This window comes from Cryobacterium sp. GrIS_2_6, from assembly GCF_035984545.1.
In the GTDB taxonomy this organism is placed as follows: domain Bacteria; phylum Actinomycetota; class Actinomycetes; order Actinomycetales; family Microbacteriaceae; genus Cryobacterium.
On sequence record NZ_JAXCHP010000001.1, the window covers coordinates 3,366,975 to 3,387,065 of the forward strand.

17 protein-coding genes are annotated in these 20,091 nt (G+C 65.5%); 12 read left to right on the forward strand and 5 right to left on the reverse strand.

Annotated features, from left to right (window positions below):
- The first annotated feature begins 37 nt into the window (after window positions 1-37).
- The 5 genes from RCH22_RS16400 to RCH22_RS16415 all read left to right on the forward strand — a co-directional run bounded on the left by RCH22_RS16400 (window position 38) and on the right by RCH22_RS16415 (window position 5,454).
- On the forward strand, window positions 38-2,707 hold the full coding sequence (locus tag RCH22_RS16400; protein WP_327014729.1) for an RHS repeat-associated core domain-containing protein: 2,670 nt from the start codon (window positions 38-40) through the stop codon (window positions 2,705-2,707).
- Between the two features lie 538 nt (window positions 2,708-3,245).
- Window positions 3,246-3,485: an RHS repeat-associated core domain-containing protein gene (locus RCH22_RS21235; RefSeq protein ID WP_369125309.1), complete on the forward strand. Its 240-nt coding sequence runs from the start codon at window positions 3,246-3,248 to the stop codon at window positions 3,483-3,485.
- Window positions 3,486-3,583: 98 nt separating this feature from the next.
- A complete protein-coding gene (locus RCH22_RS16405) occupies window positions 3,584-3,871 on the forward strand; it encodes a hypothetical protein (protein WP_327014730.1) in 288 nt (95 codons plus the stop codon).
- 64 nt (window positions 3,872-3,935) lie between these two features.
- Window positions 3,936-4,397, forward strand: a complete 462-nt coding sequence (locus RCH22_RS16410) for an RHS repeat-associated core domain-containing protein (protein WP_327014731.1) — start codon at window positions 3,936-3,938, stop codon at window positions 4,395-4,397.
- Between the two features lie 865 nt (window positions 4,398-5,262).
- On the forward strand, window positions 5,263-5,454 hold the full coding sequence (locus RCH22_RS16415) for a hypothetical protein (protein ID WP_327014732.1): 192 nt from the start codon (window positions 5,263-5,265) through the stop codon (window positions 5,452-5,454).
- A 402-nt stretch (window positions 5,455-5,856) separates the two neighbouring features.
- On the opposite strand, the gene RCH22_RS16420 is transcribed toward RCH22_RS16415, so the two are convergent.
- The 3 genes from RCH22_RS16420 to RCH22_RS16430 all read right to left on the reverse strand — a co-directional run bounded on the left by RCH22_RS16420 (window position 5,857) and on the right by RCH22_RS16430 (window position 8,649).
- On the reverse strand, window positions 5,857-7,440 hold the full coding sequence (locus RCH22_RS16420) for a hypothetical protein (protein WP_327014733.1): 1,584 nt from the start codon (window positions 7,438-7,440) through the stop codon (window positions 5,857-5,859).
- A gap of 180 nt (window positions 7,441-7,620) precedes the next feature.
- Entirely contained in the window at window positions 7,621-8,100 is a 480-nt protein-coding gene (locus RCH22_RS16425) for a hypothetical protein (protein WP_327014734.1), read from the reverse strand.
- A gap of 69 nt (window positions 8,101-8,169) precedes the next feature.
- A complete protein-coding gene (locus tag RCH22_RS16430; RefSeq protein WP_327014735.1) occupies window positions 8,170-8,649 on the reverse strand; it encodes a hypothetical protein in 480 nt (159 codons plus the stop codon).
- A gap of 640 nt (window positions 8,650-9,289) precedes the next feature.
- Here RCH22_RS16430 and RCH22_RS16435 point away from each other — a divergent pair.
- Complete coding sequence (locus RCH22_RS16435) at window positions 9,290-9,823, forward strand: DUF6611 family protein (RefSeq protein ID WP_327014736.1); 534 nt, start codon at window positions 9,290-9,292, stop codon at window positions 9,821-9,823.
- Between the two features lie 25 nt (window positions 9,824-9,848).
- Here the strand turns inward: RCH22_RS16435 and RCH22_RS16440 are convergent, their stop codons facing one another.
- Both RCH22_RS16440 and RCH22_RS16445 read right to left on the reverse strand, forming a co-directional pair.
- Window positions 9,849-11,564 (reverse strand): AarF/UbiB family protein, encoded by a 1,716-nt coding sequence (locus RCH22_RS16440; RefSeq protein WP_327014737.1) that lies wholly within the window; start codon window positions 11,562-11,564, stop codon window positions 9,849-9,851.
- Between the two features lie 37 nt (window positions 11,565-11,601).
- Window positions 11,602-12,171, reverse strand: a complete 570-nt coding sequence (locus tag RCH22_RS16445) for a PadR family transcriptional regulator (RefSeq protein ID WP_327014738.1) — start codon at window positions 12,169-12,171, stop codon at window positions 11,602-11,604.
- A gap of 223 nt (window positions 12,172-12,394) precedes the next feature.
- Between RCH22_RS16445 and RCH22_RS16450 the strand changes: the two genes are divergently transcribed.
- The 6 genes from RCH22_RS16450 to RCH22_RS16475 all read left to right on the forward strand — a co-directional run bounded on the left by RCH22_RS16450 (window position 12,395) and on the right by RCH22_RS16475 (window position 20,069).
- Window positions 12,395-13,699: an MFS transporter gene (locus RCH22_RS16450; RefSeq protein WP_327014739.1), complete on the forward strand. Its 1,305-nt coding sequence runs from the start codon at window positions 12,395-12,397 to the stop codon at window positions 13,697-13,699.
- Window positions 13,696-14,472, forward strand: coding sequence for a hypothetical protein (locus RCH22_RS16455; protein ID WP_327014740.1), 777 nt, complete (start codon window positions 13,696-13,698; stop codon window positions 14,470-14,472). Before RCH22_RS16450 ends, RCH22_RS16455 begins: the two co-directional genes overlap by 4 nt.
- A gap of 10 nt (window positions 14,473-14,482) precedes the next feature.
- The gene (locus RCH22_RS16460) at window positions 14,483-15,460 is read left to right on the forward strand and encodes a sugar kinase (protein ID WP_327014741.1); all 978 of its coding nucleotides are present in this window, start codon (window positions 14,483-14,485) and stop codon (window positions 15,458-15,460) included.
- Between the two features lie 17 nt (window positions 15,461-15,477).
- Window positions 15,478-16,533, forward strand: a complete 1,056-nt coding sequence (locus tag RCH22_RS16465) for a D-2-hydroxyacid dehydrogenase (RefSeq protein ID WP_327014742.1) — start codon at window positions 15,478-15,480, stop codon at window positions 16,531-16,533.
- Between the two features lie 72 nt (window positions 16,534-16,605).
- The gene (locus RCH22_RS16470; protein ID WP_327014743.1) at window positions 16,606-19,020 is read left to right on the forward strand and encodes an excinuclease ABC subunit UvrA; all 2,415 of its coding nucleotides are present in this window, start codon (window positions 16,606-16,608) and stop codon (window positions 19,018-19,020) included.
- Window positions 19,021-19,043: 23 nt separating this feature from the next.
- Entirely contained in the window at window positions 19,044-20,069 is a 1,026-nt protein-coding gene (locus tag RCH22_RS16475) for an aldehyde reductase (RefSeq protein ID WP_327014744.1), read from the forward strand.
- Window positions 20,070-20,091: the final 22 nt, after the last annotated feature.

Genomic DNA, 20,091 nt, shown 5'->3' on the forward strand with positions numbered 1-20,091 from the left:
TAGTGGGGCTGAACGATACAAATCACGCATCTGAACAGTGGGACTCACTCGCACCACAGGTGGTGCCCATCGAAGCCAATATTCACTCAAGTACGCCAACGACCAGAACGCGACGGCTCCGAACCGGATCACGTATACCTACAACGCTTCCGGTTTGCTCGCTCAAATCGACGACACGGTTGGCGGGCGCCCGGTGAAGTTCTTCTACGAGGACCCGGCGAATCCCGGGCAGCCGTCTCGAATCACCGACGATGCGCTGAGCCGCACGATTTCGATTGCCTACGGCGGTCCGAGTGGCGCGATGTCCACGATCACCGACGCAACGGGTGCGACCTTGGACTTCGGATACGGGGCGCCCAGCAACAGGATCACCACGGTGACTGATTCCCGCGGCACCGTGACGACACTCGCGTACGACACGACGACCAAGCAGCTCGTTCAATCCACCTACGCCGCCGGTGCCCCCGAACAGAGCATCTGGCAGTACGGGTACTACACAGTGCCCGTGGAAGGGTCGTTCGCTCAGATCTCGGACCCGAACGGCAAAATCACCACCTACCGCTTGAATCCCCTCGCTTCGAACCAGGTGATTCAAATTCGAGGCCCGGAGGGAACCTCCACGCAGCTGTCTGCGGACGCGCACGACAACCAAACGAGCTTTTCCGCCGCGGGCGGCAACGGTGGGACCTACACATACAACACTGCGAACTCTCTGACCAAGGTGACCTCCTCGGCGGGCACGGGAGGAACCGGTGGCGAGATCTCGTTTGCCTATCCGGCCAATACCGGCAACCCGCTCTCCAACTACCAGCCCAGCTCCACGACCAGCAGCGAGGGCAACGTCACCACCAACACCTACGACAGCAACACGAACAGGCGACACCAGACCCAAGCTCCCGGCGGACTCGGCGGGACGCCTGTCGTCGCCTACCAAGGTGACCTCGCCGGAACGAATTGCGGCGCCAAAAAAGGCGAAACCTGCACATCCACCGACGGCAAAGGCAACGTCACCACGTTCGCCTACGACGCGAAGGGCAACCCGTCGACGATCACCCGCCCTGCGCCCCTGGGCGTCATCACCAACACCTACGATGATGCGTCCCGCCTAGTCATCAGCGTCGACGGCAAAGGCCAGACGACCCACTACGACTATGACGACGACGACCGGCTGATCCAGATTGACCACGGAGTGAATTGCGCCTCCCTGTGCGTCACCTACACCTACGACCAGGCTGGAAACCTCAGCCAACGTGAGGACGACACGGGAATCACGACCTACAGCTTCGACAAGCTCAACCGCGCCACATCGAAAACCGGCGCCGGAACCACGACCAGCGCAACGTACGACGGCGCGTCAAACGTCCTGACGTACGTGGATGCTACAGGCACCGTGACCTATAGATACGACGGCATGAACCGGGTGACCTTCCTCGCCGAGCCCGGCGGTTCGTGCCCGGCGACCCCGTCCTTCCCGAACGCAACCAAGTGCACCGGCTTTGAATACGACACGGCAAGCCGCCGCACCGCGGTGAAGTACCCCAGCGGGGTGAAAAACGCGAGCGTCTACGATGGCGCTTCCCGAACGACGAGCATCACCGCCACCGACACCGCAGGAACCGTGCTGGCCAGCCGGGCCTACACGTACACGACCAATGGGACCAAGAACGGGGGCCTGATAAAGACCACGACCACCGAGACCGGCGCCGTAAGCACCTACAGCTACGACGCGATGAACCGGCTCACGTCCACTGTCGCCGGTCCCACCACGGAGACCTGGGGCTATGACGCCAACAGCAACCGGACCTCCGCAGTCAAGACCGGGGCGGCAACGGTCTACGCCGCTTTCAACGGCGCCGACCAGCTCTGTTGGACAGCCGCCACTGTGGGCACGTGCGCAACGACACCCACCGGCGCGACGGCCTACGCCTACGACGCGAACGGCAACACAACTGCCGCCGGGCCCGACACGAGCACCTACAACAAGTTCGACCAGCTCACCTCGACCACCCGAACGGGAGCCACGACAGCGTTCGGGTACACGGGCCTCGGCAACGACGAGCGACTCACGGCCGGGTCAACAAGCTTCGTCAACGGGTCCCTCGGGGTCACTCGTCAGACAGTTGCTGGCGTGACCACCTCGTTCATCCGCGACCCCAATGGGTCGCTCGTGAGTATGCGGACCAGCGTCGGAAGCTTCTACTACACGACCGACATCCTCGGGTCGACCATTCTGCTTACGGACAGCGCGCAAACGAAAGTGGCCACCTACGCATACGACTCCTGGGGAAATGTGACCTCGTCGGGTGCGCAGGCCGCGAACAATCCGTGGCAGTACGCTGGCGGATACAAGGACGTCAGCACCGGATACACCAAGTTCGGCGCACGCTACTACAACCCGGCCATTGGCCGATTCACGCAGGTCGACCCGAGCGGGCAAGAAGCCAACCGTTATGCGTACGCGGGATGCAACCCGATCAGCGGGAAGGATCCGACGGGTCTATCCTGTGCTCCCGGAGCTGGGATTGCGGGCGCTGTTCTCGGAGGTATAGGGGTGGTTGCGGGCGTAGCTTCCGCCATCGCGGGGACTCTTGCGGTCCCTGTGACGGGAGGACTCAGCCTCGCGGGCACAGTCGGCGGGATCTCCCTCGTCGTGGCCACAGCCACCGGGATCCCCGGCGCTTTGATCGGCGCCCTTTGCATATCGTAACTTTCACGAAAAGGTGAACGCAGGCCGACGGAATCACACAACGACGCTAGACAGGACTTGCAATGCATTCAATATTCGCGCAGTTGTTCGCGTTAGCGGTCGTCTCAGTTGTGGCAGCGGCAATCATTCATTTTTCGCTACTCGCCCGCGGCAAGGATGGTTCTAGTCGCAAAATACGACTGGTCAGACGCTGGCTGTACATCTCAGCCTCCGTAGGGCTAATCACACTCGTGGTGTTCGTGATTACAGGATGAATTGTGGTGACGCTAACGGATGATTCGACGCACTATGACTACGACAGCAACGACCTCATTGAGGCCATGGAGCCGAGCGCGAATGCATAAACCTCGGGTGATGTGTCTGTCGGGCCCGGGTCCAGAGTGTGCTCGGCCTGGTCTTAGGTGTGCGCCCCATCGTCACCGGAGTCCGAAAGACCTATATGCGGCTCCCGCGGCCACAGAATTGAGCATCGACCATCCTGCTTAGAGACAGCGCCCAAGCAGAGGCTGCCTCGTACGCCTACGACTCCTAGGGAAATATAACTTCGGCGGGAGCCTGGGCTGCGAATAACCCCTGGCGGTACGCCGGCGGATACAAAGAAGTCAGCACCGGATACACCAAGTTCGGCGCCCGCAACTACAACCCGGCAATTGGTCGATTCACCCAGACCGACCCCAGCAGACAGGAAGCCAACCGGTACGCGTACGCGGGATGCAACCCCATCAGCGGGAAAGACCCCACCGGTAAGTCCGCAGCATTGTTGCCCTGGCCGCATTAGCGGGCGGGACCATAATCGGCGATGCTACAGCCAAAGCGCTTTCCCCTGTACGCAGCCCGCCCATACCCAAGACGCAAGGACGACTCAAGGAGCAGACCATGTCAAGCCCCCACAAGCACGCCAAGTCTCGCCGGACAAATAGCATGCGAAAAATTGCGGTTGGGCTCTGGGCTATAGCTTTGATTGCCCTGATTCTGTCGATTCTGGTTCCAGGATCCTACATGGCATTTGCTTCTTGGTCAGCAAGATTAGTCGGTCTGGGTGCGTTTGTTGCCGGCGGGCTGTTTTGGTATCGGTCCGACCCCGTATATGACAAGGCACGATTGCGGCAGAAGCTCAATGAGGACGATCAACAAGACAGCCCGTCCGGCGGCGCTGGCTCGTAGCGTCATAGAGCGAACGGAGCCTGATCGAAGGAACGGCGCAACGTGATCCTAGAGAGCACTTGTGATGCATCAAATTTCTTCATCGGTGCTCGCGTCAGCGGTCACCTACGTCAAGGTTGCCACTTTCGCCTACGACTCTTGGGGAGATACGACTTCGCCGGGTGCGCAGGCTGCTAATAATCCCTGGCAGTACGCCGGCGGATACAAAGACGTCAGCACCGGATACACCAAGTTCGGCGCACTCTACTACAACCCGGCAATTGGCCGATTCACGCAGGTCGACCCCAGCGGGCAGGATGCCAACCGGTACGCGTACGCGGGCTGCAACCCGATCAGCGGGAAGGATCCGACGGGTCTAGCGCCGACCGGTTGCAGCGCTGGGCTATTGATAGTGGGGACGATTGTAGGAGTCACCTGGACTGCTGCGGGAGTGCTTTCGCCAACCGTGGCTGGCGGAATTGTCGCGGCCGTTGCCGGCACCGTGTTCACGTTATTCTTAGGGATCTTGTCCCTATATTGCGACTAGAGAGGTTCACCAATGACTACGCGTGGGACTCAACCTCGGGTCGGGCTGATCGGTGGAGCGCTGATCTTTCTCGTCGGTAGTATCGCGCCCGCAGTTCTGTACTTCGGCGCACTAAACAAAGACGAAAGGCCGACCGTGGTCTCAGTTGCTGGGATCGTCTTGGGGCTCACGAGTTCCGCAATCCTCGCCTATTGGGCAGCCCGGTTCGACAAATCAAAGACTGGATTCAGCAAACGCGATGGCATTCTGACGGTGGTGCTTGCTTGTGTCAGTGGGGCCGCCCTTTCGCTTGCGCTCTGGTGGGCTGCCGGGATGTCCCTCTCATAGGGCCCGACGTTGCTTGCTGGTAAACGTTGGGCCTCTTGCTCGTCCTGGGTTGGTGTATCGAATCGGAGACGCGAGTAATCAGTGATGAAAATTCATCGGTCAGTCTCAGTAAGTTCAACCCTGACGTGCCGCGGTTTCACGATTTCAAGTGTCAGTGCCGGTGCCATTTCACTAGTCCGCGGATACGCTGCTATCGGCGCCGTGGGCACTATCGTCGGGCTGCTTGCAGGTGCAGTACTTGGTGTCCTCAGCGGGGCCGCAGGAGCTCTCGGTCTTGTGTGAGGCATCATCGCCGCCACTATTTGCTGATTGGATAATGATGAGGCTTGTGGTCTTTTTGACAATTGCTGGCGTACTCATGGGCGTGCCAACAATTGTCTATGCAATCCGTCACCCTCGCGTCAAAGGGGGAAAACACACAAAAGGGCGGATTGGTGTTCAAGTACTTTCGGCAGTTGGAGTCTGCTTCCTTGTAGCGGCGCTGATTGCATTTTCCCGGCTCAGCTGACAACCGCTTGAGGGGAAAGGAGAGCCAAACGTGACTAGGAAGCAACTGTTTCGATTCTCCATCGCAGTCGGTGGTGTTGTCCTCGCGGTATTTATGTCATCCCTCCTGAGCAGGATTCGCGGCTTCCAAGGGCCCGGAGCGGACTGGTCTCTTGTGCTCGGTGCCGCCGTCGTCTTGCTCGCTGTCGTGATGATCATCGTCAACCGACCGTCGAAATGGTGATATCGGAACCGTCACGAGGTTATGTCGAGTGCGAAGTTGACGGAATTCAAAAGTAGAGGATTTTCGAGGGGATGGCGGAGGATCCGCGCAGATGCGGGCTGAAAGCGGCACGGGAACGTCGGGGATACAAGGCCCTTCTCGAGAAAGGCAATCAACCCACAGCGGGTTGATTGCCAAATAGGTTGAATCTATTTGCGAAACCCGGTCGGACAAGAACGGCCCCCGAGAAATCGGGGGCCTTTCGTCATTCCCGGCGCTTACGTCGCCTCACAGCGAGGCCGATCTCGCCCGGGTCGGCTCCATGGGTGCGAAAAAGCGCCCCAGCTGCCTCGAGGAGTTGTTTTCGAGCGTGCTGGAGCGCCGTGTATTGCGGGTGAAAGTGTCGGTGGACCCGGGCCGGGCCTAGGTCTTGGTCGGCGACGCCTGGAAGTCGTCCCAGGCCGCGACGCGCTTGTCCTTGCGGTTCTTGCGCCTCTTCCTGAGCAGGAGCTTCCGTGCCTTGCGGTCGGCGCGTTCGTCGTCAGTCTCGGGCCGGAGCATGTCGTCGCGGAACTTCTGCAGCTTCCGGAGGTTGCCGGCGACGACGAGGATGCTCACGAGCAGGTACTGGGCGGTGGAACCGCGGACGCGTCGGCGGCTGGAGTCGCCGATGGCTTCGTGGGAGCTGTCTTTGAGGAAGCCGTTGGCTCCTTCGATGGTGTTGCGGTCGTGGGAGTAGATTTCCTGCCACTCGTTGCTGCCGTACTGGTAGTGCTGCGCGAGCTTCGCGCCTGCGTCGAGTGGGACGCTCACCGAGGAGGCGTTGGTGCAGATTGTGTCGGGCTTGACGGGCGGGTTGTAGATGGTCGTCAGGGCGTCGTCGACCTTGGTACAGCCGTTCTCGACGAGTGGGCAGCTGACGGTGGCTCCGGGTCCGCGGGCGGGACACATCATCGGGACGCGCCCCTTGGCGTCGGGCTTCTCCTTGGGGCGCAGCATGTATTGGCGGCGTTCGACGATGCGTTTTCGCCAAGTGTCGGCGTCGATGTCCTTGGCTCGGTAGAGGACAGTCGCGTTGACGAGGCCTTCGGGCATCGACGGGCAGTACAGTGCGCCTTCGACCTGGATGGCGCCGGCATAGCCGTCCTTGAGGCCCAGTTGGATGTCGAGGTAGTCGGTGACGACGGTGTAGCCGAGCATGCGGAGGGGGATCTGGAATTCTTTGGCTACAGCGGCGACGTGGTACCCGCGGTCACCGGTGGCGCGGCCGGCGGGGTGCCCTCTTTCGGCGACGCTTTCGAAGATGTGGCGTGCGGTGTGGATGAGCGCTGTGCCGGGGATGTTGAAGCCGATGCCCGCGACCAGGAGCGGGTATCCGGGCAGGGACTTGGGGTCGTGGTTGGTCTGCACGGCGATGGTCAGGTCCCAGCCGAACACAGACTTCACCGACTTCGTCGAGTCGTTGGTCTCCTTGTGGCTGCTGGTGCGGCGGTACCAGCCGGCGTCGGACTCGATGGCCACGTGCGTCTTGGACCGCGGGGCACCGCGCTTGCCGTAGGCGGGGACGACGGTCGCGTCCACGCAGAGGTCACCCTGCCACTGGCTTCGGGCCGCTTCGGGCACGAGCTGAAGGGTCGCTTCAATCAAGGCGTTGCACACCCAGTCCAGGCGCGCCTGTTTGACCTCGCTGTTTGCCTCGACACGGCGCCGCAGCGTCTCTTCGTATTGTTCAGGGGTGGAGAACTTCCACTGCTTGCCGGGCTTGGGGTCGATGGCATCCAGGGCTCGGTGCAGGGCGCGCCAGAGCGGGAAGTACCAGCCCGTTATGGTCTCCCGCTTGCCCCACAAGTCAAGGTGTCGCAGGGACTTTCCGCTCAACCGGTCGGAAGCGATGGTCGCCATCTCCTTGACGAACAGGGCGCTGTGCTCGGTGCTGAGAAGCAGGAACAGGATGAGCACCGTGCGGGTACTGGCGACACTGTGGCGTCCGCCAGGCGCGGTCTTCACCCGGTCCTCCACCCGCCAGGCGTCAATTCGGTCGGCGACCTTGGAGTCGTCGACGAGTTGCCGATGAACTCGACCTGGCTGTGGGAGATACGGCTGGAGTTGCCGGTGAACCGTGCTTGGGCAGCGTTCGCTGGAGCTGCTCCATGACCGCTGCGGACGCCGGAGGCGCAAGTGCCGTCGTCATGGGGGCGGCTCCCCGCGGAAGAGTACCTGCAGCTCGGCCGCTTCGGGCATCCTCACGAAGGGTGCGAGTCGTTTGAACATGCTGAACGTCTTGACGCCGAGCGCCTCGACGAGGGCGACGATGGGCGTCCTGGCCTCGAGATGCCCCACAATCCACGTCGACCGAAGGCGCTCCACGGTCGGGAACTCGCGGCCCTTCGCCGTGGAGTTCAAGAACTTATTCACGTACGCGACCGCGTTGCTGGGGCGCTCGTCCTTGACGAAGACGTAGTCCAAAACGGGCGGCCCGTCCAGGAGCCGCCTGACGTCGTCTTCCCAATCGGCGAGGCAGACGACCGTCCGCGGGCTTGCACCAGTCACGGTGATGGTGACGCCGCCGGCGGTGGAGTCCACGTCCTCGACCTTGAGGTGCATGATCTCGGCAGTCGTCCGGGCGCAGCCAGCGGCCAGCGTGGGTCGAATGATCCAGTCGGACAAGAAAAGCCCCCGGTTACCCGGGGGCTTTTCGTCATTTTCGAGCGGATGCACGCGACTCTGGATGCGCTGTTAGAGCGCGAAGACTTGCTCGTGCGGACGGGCAGGTGGATGTACGGCGTCCTTAAGCGCCGATCGGACGGCCCTGGACAGGCCGCGCGATGCGCACACGCAGACGTCGCGGGCAGCGACGTCGGGGACGTCATCGTCCCGTGAGGCCCGGTAGAGGAGGGTCAGCGAGCCGTCGCCGACGTCGATTTCTTCGAAGAGTGCGCGCATGGGAGTGATTCCCACGCCGCCGGCGATGAGCAGAACGGATTCACGCGTGCGTTTCCGGTGCGTCATGGCCCCGTACGGCCCCTCGGCGAGCACGCGCGTGCCCGGCCGGAGGGAGTGAAGTGTGTGGCTGCCGTCGTCGAGCGCCTTCACGGTGATTCGAAGCAGGTCGTCGCCGGGGGGCGCAGACAGCGAAAAGGGATGCGCGGTGCGCCAGACCCCCGGCGCAAAAAAATCGCCAACGGAAGAACTGGCCGGCTTCGACGCGCAGCTCATCGATGTGCCGCCCGCGCAGAACGTCGTCGTTTCTCTCGATGACCCGTGCTCCGCCGGTGCCGCTTCCAGGCGTCCACATTCCGTCTGCGGAACCGCAGAACGAATTCGAAGGACCGTCCGGCAGTTTTGCGACCATCAGCCAGAAGCCCGGGGTGCCTCGTTGCGGATCCGTGTACTTGGAGACGAAATAGCTCACATCTCTGGTGCTGCCGACGAACCGACTGGAAGCAGCGTCGAGGCCGTCACTCGCAGCCTTGAGCGCCGAGGGAAGCGCGTCTTCGGGACCGGGTTTCTGCGCAAGGAACAGCCGGATCTCCGTGGTGGAGTCGTTGGCGACACAACTCGTCAGGCCGAGGCACGATGCACAGACCAATGCTGTCGCGATCCAGACCCTGCTGGTCACTCTGAGACGAATCATGGCTAGCGCCCCGCTCGCATTCGTGGCGAAGTTGAACCCATTGAGCCGAGACGGCTGTGGTGGCGGATGACGGCACGCCCCAACATCCGGCTGCTTGCCTGGACGGGAGTAGCGCGAGCGTAGTGAATCCGTAGGGAAACTCCGTTTCGGCGCATGGATTCCGTAAGGATGGCGCGGCACCCCTGCGCCCGGGATGACGCTGGATTGGTGAACAGCGCTCGAATGGACCTCTCGGAACTCACGCTCAGTCGATGGCTCTCGCCACTCCTCGACGGACGCTGCCGGTGGGGCAGCTACACGGTTTCGGCCGGTCGCTACGGCAGCACGAGTCAGCGGCTCGTGTTGTATCCGGCGGGGATCTCCGCACGGCAGCGCCGACGGGTTCGCGTGTGGCGCGGCTGGACGGTGCTCGGCCTGGTGGCCGTGTTCGGAGAGTTCGTAACGCTTGTTGAGGCGGGCGCACCGAGACTCCTGGTGATCACGGCCTGCATCGCGTTTTACGTCGCGAGCACCCTTGCCGTCGCCCAGGCAGCCGGATCGATTCGTCGAGGCGTCCTCGAGCTGACCGTCGTGAGCTCCAGCCTCGCCCCTGACACGCGAATCTCGGCAGAGTCCCGCTATCTGGCGGGGCTCGCCTTGACGCTGTTGATCGCCGAGGAGTCACTCGCCTGCGGAGCGTCATCGCCTGCTGATCACGAACTGGTGTGGTCGTCCGCGTACTCCGACGCCCAGCATCACCTCGGTGCCGGGCGGTGACATCGGCCGGGACTTCGACAGCTCCCTAGGGCAGGGGTCCTCGGCGGGCGACGGTGCCGGCGAGGGTGGCGTGGAGCAGCGGAAGAACGGACACGGCCATGAGCACCGTTCCGAAGACGACGTCGTCGGCACGGAGGAGGATGCCGCCGATCAGCAGGGCGGTGAAGAGGACCGCAGAGATGATCCTCCGTCCCGTTCGCTCGAGACTGTCCAGGCGGCGCTCGAGCCGTGGGGTCTGCACCGTGAGGTTGCCGTCTTCGACCCGCGTGATCAGGGTATCGAGCCGCTGGGGCAGCCGGGCGATGAGTCCCGCGGCCGCCACCGTTCGCTTCGCGAGATCCTGCACCAGGTTTCCGCCTTCGGCCCGGATCAGCTGAGCGGAGTAAGGCTCGACGGCGTTCCAGATGTTGAAGGCCGGGTCGAGCGAACTGCACATCCCGCTGGTCAGCGACATCGCGCGCACGATGAGCAGGAAGTTCTCCGGCAGCTGGACCGGCAGGGTGCGCACCACATCACCGAACTCGTTCGCGAAGGCGCGGAACTCGCGCGGATCGACCTCCTGCAGCTCGGCGAAGCCCATCCCGCCGAAACGGGCGAACAGCGCCGTGAGCGCCCTCTCGAGTTCCGCGGTGTCCGCGGAGGGCAGGAGCACGCCCACCTCGCGAATGCCGTCCACCATGCCCTTGCCGTTGCGGGACGCGGCGGCGATGAGCAGGTTCCGGAGACCCCGACGCAGGGCGTCGGGTACTTCGCCCATCATGCCGAAGTCGATGAACGTGAATTTCCAGGCCCGGCCGGGAGCATCCGCTGTTGTGGCGGAGTCGGCGGTGGCCAACGGGGTGACGAAGATATTGCCCGGGTGGGGGTCGGCGTGGAAGTACCCATTGACGAAGAGCTGATCGAACATGACCGCTGCGAACTCGGTGGCGACTTCAGACGGATCGATGCCCGCAGCCCTGAGCCCATCCACGTCGTTGATCTTGATGGCGGTGACGTCCTGCAGGGTCAGCACCCGCCGGGTGGTGCGCTCCCACACGAGTTCGGGAACGCTGACGCGGGCGTCGTCCGCGAAGTCCCCCGCGAATCGTTCCGCACTCGCGGCTTCATGCAGGTAGTCGATCTCCTCGAGGCTGGTCACCGCGAACTCCTCGACGAGGACGGGCATGTCGACCCGGTCCGAGACGAGGCGAATGTGGCTGAGCCAGCCGGCGACGCGGCGCAGCGCACGGAGGTCGACGTCGACGATCTCGCCGATACCCGGACGCTGAATCTTCACGACGACGTCCAGCAGACCCGTTTCGGCAGCATCCATTTCCGAGAGCCGCGCACGGTGAACCTGACCGAGGGATGCCGCGGCGAGAGGGGTCGGGTCGACGAACGAGAACGCGCGCTCGAGTGTCACCCCCAGTTCGGCCTCGGCGAGGGCCCGGATGGCCGGGAACGGCACGGCCGGGACCTCGTCCTGCAGGCCCTCGAGCTCCTTGGTGATCTCGGGCGGCAGCACGTCGAGCCGGGACGACATGAACTGGCCGACCTTGATCATGAGGCCGCCCAGGTCGACCGCGAGCACGTGGAAGCGCTGCGCGATGCGCTGGAGCCGCGCCGACCGGTTGCGCGCCGCGAGTCGGGCGAGTCCGATCCGGGGCAGGAACAGTTCGTACCACCAGGTCTGCACCAGGTACCGCGCGGCGAACCGCAGGATCCGGCGGTAGCGGGCGCGCATGTTCCCGCCGTCGGTCATCGGATCTCCTTGACGCCGGCGTGCTTCGGGCACTCGATCAATCCTGGGCGAGGATGGAGTACAACTGGCGACGCGCCGCGTCGAGCACGGCGACGGCCTTGTCCACCTGCTCCGGGCTGCCGGAGCGCCCGACCTGTGCGGCGGCCTGGGCCAGGCCGATTCCCGCCTTGGGCAGTGCGGTCGCCCGGCCGCTGTCGCGGGCGCTCGGGGCCTCCCAGGGGGCGGAGGTTTCGGCTGCGGCATCCGCTACCGCGCGGCCCTCCTCCGTGAGCGCGTAGGTCTTGCGACCGTTGGCCTCCTCGGCCGTGATGAAACCCTCGTCGGCGAGCAGCTGGAGCGCCGGATACACCGAGCCGGGGCTCGGCTTCCACGCCCCGTTGCTGCGCTCCTCGATCTCGTGGATGATCTGGTAGCCGTGCATCGGCTGCTCCAGGAGGAGCGCGAGCACCGCGGTACGGACGTCGCCGCGCCCGACCCTCGTGCCGACCTTTTGCTCGAACTGGCCGCGCAGCTGCTCCATCGCTTCCCAGATGGCGGTACCGGCCCAACCTTCGCCCGGTCCGCCCTTGCGTCCCGGAAATCCGTCTCCCATAAATGAACCACTCATGATGACCTCCTCAGCGCCGTACCAGAGCTCGACGATACCTAACGATATAACGTTCAGCGAGATCTCGAGCTGGATTTCAGTGCGGCGCGTCCATGCGTCGGGCGGGTTCTCAACTGAAGCGTTCCCGAGCGTAGGCTGAATTCCGTCAGGGCAAACATTATTCCGCCCAATGGAACGATGGTTGATGTGCCCTGCGGTACTTCTCAAGGAAGAGATTCAGTCAATGAGCGAGAAACTCGCATCATCCCGATGGTCGCGGCTTATGCCGGTCATCTTCATCACCTACAGCCTGGCGTACCTGGACCGCTCGAATTACAGCCTGGGTGCCGCCGCCGGGATGGCGAAAGACCTCAACATCACGGCCAGCGCCTCGGCCTTCCTCGCCGCCCTGTTCTTCCTCGGCTACTTCTTCTTCCAGGTGCCGAGCGCGAGTTACGCGCAACGACGGAGCGCGAAGAAGCTGATCTTCTACGCGCTGATCCTGTGGGGGATCCTGGCCAGTTGCATCGGCATCGTCACGAACATCTGGGTGCTGTTCGTCATCCGGTTCGCGATCGGTATCGTCGAGGCGGCCATCATGCCCGCGATGCTCATCCTGCTCAGTAACTGGTTCACCAGCGGCGAACGTTCCAAGGCCAACACCTTCCTGATCCTCGGCAACCCGGTCACCGTGCTGTGGATGTCCGTCGTCTCGGCCTACCTCGTCAGCAGCGTGGGCTGGCGTTGGATGTTCATCATCGAGGGTCTCCCCTCCATCATCTGGGCGTTCGTCTGGCTGCGTTTGATCGACAACTCCCCGAATGACGCGAAGTGGCTGTCCGCAGGCCAGAAGAAGGACATCAACGCCGAATTCGCCCGGGAACAGGTCGGACTGCACGCCGTGCCGAACTACCGCGAGGCATTCAAGCAGAAGGCCGTCATCCAGCTCTGCATCCAGTACTTCTTCTGGAGCATCGGCGTCTACGGCTTCGTCATGTGGCTCCCCTCGATCATCAAGACAGCGTCGTCCTTCGACATTGTGATCATCGGCTGGCTCACCGCCATCCCGTACCTGCTCGCGACCGTGCTGATGGTGGTCGCCTCGTTCTTCTCCGACCGGCTCCTGAAGCGGAAGCTCTTCATCTGGCCGTTCCTCCTGGTGGCGGCGGTCGCGTTCTACGCCTCCTACCTCGTCGGAACGTCCAACTTCTGGCTGTCGTTCATCCTGCTCGTGATCGCCGGCGGCGCGATGTACGCCCCGTACGGGCCGTTCTTCGCGATCGTTCCCGAGATCCTGCCGAAGAACGTCGCGGGCGGCGCGATGGCCCTCGTCAACAGCTTCGGCGCCCTCGGATCCTTCGCAGGGGCCTACTTCGTCGGCTTCCTCAATAACGTCACCGGGTCGAACGATGCGTCCTATATCTTCATGGCCCTGTCACTCATCATCGCCGTCGTGTTCACGATCGTGGTGAAGGCCGTCTCGACGCCGGACTTCAAACTCCAGGGCACGATCCCCGCGGCATCGCCCAGCGCACCGGCACTCCCGTGAGCGGCTCCCGGCCGGTGTTCGTCAACACCATGGTCTACAAAGAGGCCCTCGACGCGTCCACCACGGTCCAGGCCGACCTCGTCGCCGAGGTACTCGCGCTCGGGGCCACCGGAATCGAGATCCGCCGAGAGTACCTCTCGCCCGGGTCTGCGGCCCGGCACGAAGAACTCCTGACGATCGCCGGCCGGGCGACCGAGGCCGGACTCGATGTCTACTACTCCGTTCCCGAGTCGCTCTTCGTGGACGGTGAGGCCTCTCCTCTCCTGACCGGCTACCTTGAAGAAGCGGCGACGCTCGGAGCTCTCAGCGTCAAGCTGAACATCGGCGAGCCCCGGGACGAGCCGACAGGGACTGGGAGCCTTGCCGAGGCCCTGCTGGCGGTATCCGCCCGGGTCACGATCGAGAACGACCAGACCGCGCGGAATGGGCGACTGGATGTCGTGGCTGCGCTCCTCCGCGACCTGCGGGCCCAGAACGTTCCGATCGGGTACACGTTCGATGCCGGGAACTGGCTCTGGGCGGGCGTTGACCCGGTCGCCGCCGCCCGGGAACTCGGACGTTACGCGACAGTCTTCCACTTGAAGGACATCGACCGCCTCAATGGGCTGCACTCCGTACTGCTCGACGAGGGCGACGTCGACTGGCGTTCCGTGCTCGGCGAGATCGGGACCCATGTGCCCGTCGTGCTCGAATACCCGATCCCCGATCGGGCCACCGCGGCGAGCGAACTGGCGAAGGTCCGCCGGGTCCTCGCCGAACCGACCAGCGACTGAACGGAACCACATGCCCAGCACTGTCCAGCGGGACTTCGACGTCGTCACCTTCGGCGAGATCATGGCGATGTTCGTCGCGGAGGAGTCCGGTCCGCTCGCCCGGGTCGACCGCTTCACCCGCAGGCTGGCGGGCGCGGAATTCAACGTCGCCGTCGGTCTGCGGCGGCTCGGCCACAGCGTCGGGTTCATCACGCGTCTCGGCACGGACCCGTTCGGTGAATTCGTCCTGCAGCAGCTCGAGGCGAACGGCATCGATGTCGGCGAGGTCGACCTGCACGCGAACGAACCGACCGGGTTCCAGCTGAAGAACCGGCCGGGCGAGGACGAAGACCCGCTCGTGGTCTACTTCCGGTCGCACTCAGCGGCACGTACGCTCGCGCCCACCGAGGCGACGGCCGCTTACGTGCGCCGTGCCGGGCACGTGCACCTGACCGGGATCCCGCTCGCGCTCGGCTCCGGACCGCGGAACCTCGCCGCCCAGGCCGTCGATGTTGCACGTGAAACCGGCGCGACGGTGAGTTTCGACCCGAACCTGCGCCCCAGCCTCTGGCCCGACACCGCGGAAATGGTGCGCGCGATCAACGAGATCGCCGTGCAGGCGGACTGGGTGCTGCCCGGCACGAGCGAAGGGCACATCCTCACCGGGGAGACCACCCCGGCGGGAATCGCCCGCTGGTACCTCGATCGCGGCGTGAAGGTCGTCGCGGTCAAGGCCGGGTCCCGCGGCGCCGAACTCTTCGCTGCGGACGGGACGCACGCGAGCTGCCCGCCGTTCCCCGTGTCTGTCGTCGACACGGTCGGTGCGGGCGACGGCTTCTCCGCTGGGTTCCTCAGTGCGGCCCTCGACGGGCTCCCGCTCGCCGACTGGGTGCACCGTGCCGGCGCGGTCGGCGCGCTGGCAACGACGTCGCGCGGTGACCAGGAGGGCCTACCTGACCGGGCCGGGCTCGCTACATTCCTCGAGGCGCATGCGCCGGCATCTATTTGATCAGGGAGACTGACAGCATGACCACCACCGCAACGCTCCACGTCATCGTCGCAACACCACTGAGCGAGGAGCTCTGCCTGCTGATCGAGCGGGCGGAACCCCGCATCGAGCTCGTGCGTGACCAGTCCCTCCTGCCGCCGATGCGCCGCCCTGCCGACTACCGCGGCGATCCCGCCTTCCGGCGCACGGCCGGACAGCAGGCCGACTTCGAGCGGATGCTCGACTCGGCCGACGTGCTCTTCGGCATCCCAGACGTGAACCCGGTCGCGCTTCGCCGAACCGTTGAGGCGAATCCGCGACTCCGCTGGGTGCAGGTGATGGCAGCGGGCGGCGGCTCCCAGGTCAAGTCCGCAGGCCTGGGCCAGGCCGATCTCGACCGGGTGGTCTTCACGACCTCTGCCGGGGTGCACGGCGGCCCGCTCGCCGAATTCGCGATCTTCGGCATCATGGCCGGAGGGAAGCAACTGCCCGCGCTCCAACGCGACCAGCGCGCGCACGCGTGGCCGGAGCGCAGGGCCCTCGGCCAGGTGCGCGACCAGACGGTGCTCGTTATCGGGCTCGGCGGAGTGGGGCGCGAGGTCGCCCGGCTCGCGAAGGCGCTCGGGATGCGTGTGATCGGGACGAGCAGGGATGACCTGCCCGTTCCCTTCGTCGACGAGCTGATCCGAACGGAGGACCTCGCGGCCGGAGCCGCACGCGCGGACGCGATCGTCGTCGCCCTGCCGGGAACGGCCGCGACCCTGAGACTCGTCGGCGAGAACGTCTTCGGCGCGGTCCGGCCGGGAACGACCTTCGTCAGCATCGGGCGCGGCACCGTCGTGGACGAGGACGCCCTCATCCGTGCCCTCGAGTCCGGCCGGATCGGCTTCGCCGCCCTCGACGTGTTCGCGAAGGAACCGCTCGACACCGCGAGCGCGCTCTGGGACTTCCCGAACGTCGTGATCAGTCCCCATACCGCCGCCCTCGACGCCGACGAGGAACGCCGGATCGCCGAACTCTTCGCCGACAACGCGACCCGGTTCCTCGACGGCCTCCCTCTCCGCAACATCGTCAACACGGTCGAGTTCTACTGAGTCGATCGTTCCCAGGCCTGGCCTGCTGTCCGAATCGGCGCGCAGTCAGGTGCGGTGACTAGGGTCGGACAGATGCATACTGCGATCCCGTCTCTCCCGTCCGTCTCTGCCACCCCCGGTTTCGTGCGGGTGCGGGGAGCCAGGGAGAACAACCTGAGGGATGTCGACGTCGACGTGCCCCGCGACGCGATCGTCGCCTTCACCGGCGTCTCCGGTTCCGGCAAGTCGTCGCTCGCCTTCGGCACGATCTTCGCCGAGGCCCAGCGCCGGTTCCTCGAATCGGTCGCCCCGTACGCCCGCCGGTTGATCCAGCAGGGCCACACTCCGCAGGTGGACGAGATCACGGGCCTCCCTCCCGCGGTCGCCCTGCGGCAGCGACGTGGTACGCCGAGTTCGCGGTCGACGGTCGGCACCCTAACGACTCTGTCGAATTCCCTGCGCATGATGTACTCCCGTGCGGGCACATACCCGGCGGATGCGCCCAGGCTCGAATCGGACTCCTTCTCCCCGAATACCGTGGCCGGGGCGTGCCCACGCTGCCACGGGCTCGGAATCGCGCACCTCCCGACACGCGCGAGCCTCGTGCCCGACGGGACCCTCAGCATCCGCGAGGGCGCCGTCGCGGCGTGGCCGGGCGCCTGGCAGGGCAAGAACCTCCGCGACATCCTGATCACCCTCGGCTACGACGTCGACGTGCCGTGGAACGACCTCCCCGCTGAGAGCAGGGACTGGATCCTCTTCACGGAGGAGCAGCCCGTCGTGGAGATCACGCCGCAGCGCGACCGGGTCGCCAAGCCGTACCAGGGCCGGTTCTGGAGTGCGCGCAGCTACGTTCTGCACACCCTCGCCGACTCGCAGAGCCAGGGTCAGCGGGAGCGTGCGCTCCGGTTCGTGGAGTCCGGACCGTGCCCGCTCTGCGGCGGGAGCGGCCTCACCCCGGCCGCCCTCGCCGTGACGGTGGCTGGGCTCTCCATCTCCCAGCTGGCCGGGCTGCCGCTCACCACCCTCGCCGAGACCCTCCGCCCGCTCACGCAGGCCGGGTCCGCCGGGCGCGGCGAGGCATCCGGAGGGGTCGAAGCCACGATCAGCCGCGACCTGCTCGCGCGCATCGAGGTGCTGGTCGATCTCGGCCTCGGCTACCTCAGCCTCTCGCGCTCCACCCCGACGCTCTCGCCCGGTGAGATGCAGCGCCTCCGAATCGCGACCCAGTTGAGGTCGGGTCTCTTCGGCGTGGTCTACGTGCTCGACGAGCCCTCCGCGGGTCTGCACCCCGCCGACGCCGAACCCCTCCTCGTCGTGCTCGAGCAGCTCAAGTCCTCCGGCAACTCCGTCTTCGTCGTCGAACACAACATGGACGTCGTGCGCGCCGCCGACTGGGTCATCGACGTCGGTCCGCACGCAGGAACCGGCGGCGGCGAGGTGCTCTACAGCGGTCCGGTCGGCGGGCTCGCCGGGGTCCCGGAGTCGGTGACCCGGCGATTCCTGTTCCCCGCTTCCGACACGACGGATGCCGCGGTCCCTGTGCCGGCGCGGAGGGAACCACACGCCTGGCTCGGCCTGCGCGGGGTCAACGTGCACAACCTTCAGGATCTCGACGCCGAGTTCCCGCTCGGGCTCCTCTCCGCGGTCACTGGCGTCTCCGGATCGGGAAAATCATCTCTGATCAGCCAAATCGTTGCCGATGGCCCCGTTGACCGCCTTGTCACCGTCGACCAGAAGCCGATCGGCCGCACCCCCCGCTCGAACCTCGCCACCTACACCGGCCTGTTCGACGCGGTCCGCGCGGCCTTCGCGGCCACCCCCGCTGCCCGCAGCCGCGGCTTCGGGGCCGGGCGCTTCTCCTTCAACGTCACCGGCGGCCGCTGCGAGACCTGCCTCGGTGAGGGCTCCGTCACCGTTGAACTCCTCTTCCTCCCCGGCAGCTACGCCCTGTGCCCGGCGTGCCACGGATCCCGCTACAACCCGGAGACCCTCGAGGTCGACTACCGCGGCAAGACCATCGCCGACGTCCTCGGCCTCAGCGTCGACGCCGCCGCCGGGTTCCTCGCGGACGTGCCTGCCGCCGCCCGCAGCCTGGAGACCCTCCGCGAGGTCGGCCTCGGCTACCTCCGCCTCGGCCAGCCCGCTACGGAGCTCTCCGGTGGCGAGGCCCAGCGCATCAAGCTCGCCTCCGAGCTCCAGCGCGCCCGCCGCGGCCATACCCTGTACCTGCTCGACGAACCGACAACGGGCCTGCACCCGGCGGATGTCCAGCTCCTGCTCGCCCAGCTGAACCGGCTGGTCGACGCGGGCAACACCGTCGTCGTGGTCGAACACAATCTCGATGTCATCGCGGCGGCCGACTGGGTGATCGATCTTGGCCCGTCCGGAGGCTCGGCTGGCGGGCGCATCCTTGTGGCCGGTCCGCCGGAGGTCGTCGCCGCCCATACGGGTAGCAAGACGGCGCCGTATCTCGCACGCCGCCTCAGCCAGGGAGTGGTGCAGTAACTTCAAGGCATGGGAATGCTGAGATGAGTGGTGAGCTGGTTCTGGTGACCGGAGGGTCCGGCTTCGTGGGTGCGCACTGCATCGTGCGGCTCCTCACCGCGGGCTACCGGGTGCGCACGACGGTGCGCACCCTCACCCGGGAGCCGGAGGTACGCGCGATGGTCGCCGCGGGCGGGGCGGATGCCGGCAGCGCGCTCTCCTTCACCGTCGCCGACCTGCTCTCCGACGTCGGCTGGGCGGAAGCGGTGAACGGCTGCGCCTTCGTCCTGCACGTCGCCTCGCCGTTCCCCGTGCGCGAGCCGGCGGACCAGGACGAGCTCATCGTCCCCGCCCGCGACGGCGCGTTGCGGGTGCTCCGGGCCGCGCGGGACGGCGGCGTGAAGCGGGTCGTGCTGACCTCTTCGTTCGCCGCCGTCGGGTATGGCGCCCAGCATCCGGACCGCCCGTTCACCGAGGACGACTGGACGGACCCGACCGCCTCTGTGAGCGCATACGTCAGGTCGAAGACCATCGCCGAACGTGCCGCCTGGGACTTCGTCGACCGCGAGGGCGGCACCCTCGAGCTCACGGTTATCAACCCGGTCGGGATCTTCGGGCCCGTTCTCGGGACGGACCTCTCCAGTTCCGTCGAACTCCTCCGCGGGCTCCTGACGGGTGCGGTGCCCGCGGTGCCGCGGATCGAGACCAACATCATCGACGTGCGCGATGTCGCCGACCTGCACGTGCGCGCCATGACGAGCCCGCTCGCGCCCGGCGAACGGTTCCTCGCCGTCGCCGGACCCCCGACGACCTTTCCCGAGATCGCAGCCCTGCTGAGGTCGAACCTCGGCGACGTCGCGCGTCGGGTGCCCCGCCGGGTGCTGCCGACCTGGCTCGTCCGGGTCCTCGCCCCGTTCAGCGCCCCGCTCCGGCAGGTCGCCCCGCAACTCGGCAGGACGCGGAACGCCTCGCACGAAAAGGCCAGGTGGATGCTCGGCTGGGAGCCACGGTCCAACGAGGAGGCCATCCTCGCCACGGCGGAGAGCCTCGTGCGCCTCCGGCTCCTCTGACCGGCGGCGCACGAGAGGCGGG

Bases quoted from the DNA above. Each gene is read 5' to 3' on its own strand.
- RCH22_RS16405 (WP_327014730.1), top strand. From the start codon at position 3,584: ATGTCAAGCCCCCACAAGCACGCCAAGTCTCGCCGGACAAATAGCATG.
- RCH22_RS16410 (WP_327014731.1), top strand. From the start codon at position 3,936: ATGCATCAAATTTCTTCATCGGTGCTCGCGTCAGCGGTCACCTACGTC.
- RCH22_RS16430 (WP_327014735.1), bottom strand. From the start codon at position 8,649: ATGAGCTGCGCGTCGAAGCCGGCCAGTTCTTCCGTTGGCGATTTTTTT.
- RCH22_RS16435 (WP_327014736.1), top strand. From the start codon at position 9,290: ATGGACCTCTCGGAACTCACGCTCAGTCGATGGCTCTCGCCACTCCTC.
- RCH22_RS16440 (WP_327014737.1), bottom strand. From the start codon at position 11,564: ATGACCGACGGCGGGAACATGCGCGCCCGCTACCGCCGGATCCTGCGG.
- RCH22_RS16445 (WP_327014738.1), bottom strand. From the start codon at position 12,171: ATGAGTGGTTCATTTATGGGAGACGGATTTCCGGGACGCAAGGGCGGA.
- RCH22_RS16450 (WP_327014739.1), top strand. From the start codon at position 12,395: ATGAGCGAGAAACTCGCATCATCCCGATGGTCGCGGCTTATGCCGGTC.
- RCH22_RS16460 (WP_327014741.1), top strand. From the start codon at position 14,483: ATGCCCAGCACTGTCCAGCGGGACTTCGACGTCGTCACCTTCGGCGAG.
- RCH22_RS16465 (WP_327014742.1), top strand. From the start codon at position 15,478: ATGACCACCACCGCAACGCTCCACGTCATCGTCGCAACACCACTGAGC.
- RCH22_RS16470 (WP_327014743.1), top strand. From the start codon at position 16,606: ATGCATACTGCGATCCCGTCTCTCCCGTCCGTCTCTGCCACCCCCGGT.
- RCH22_RS16475 (WP_327014744.1), top strand. From the start codon at position 19,044: ATGAGTGGTGAGCTGGTTCTGGTGACCGGAGGGTCCGGCTTCGTGGGT.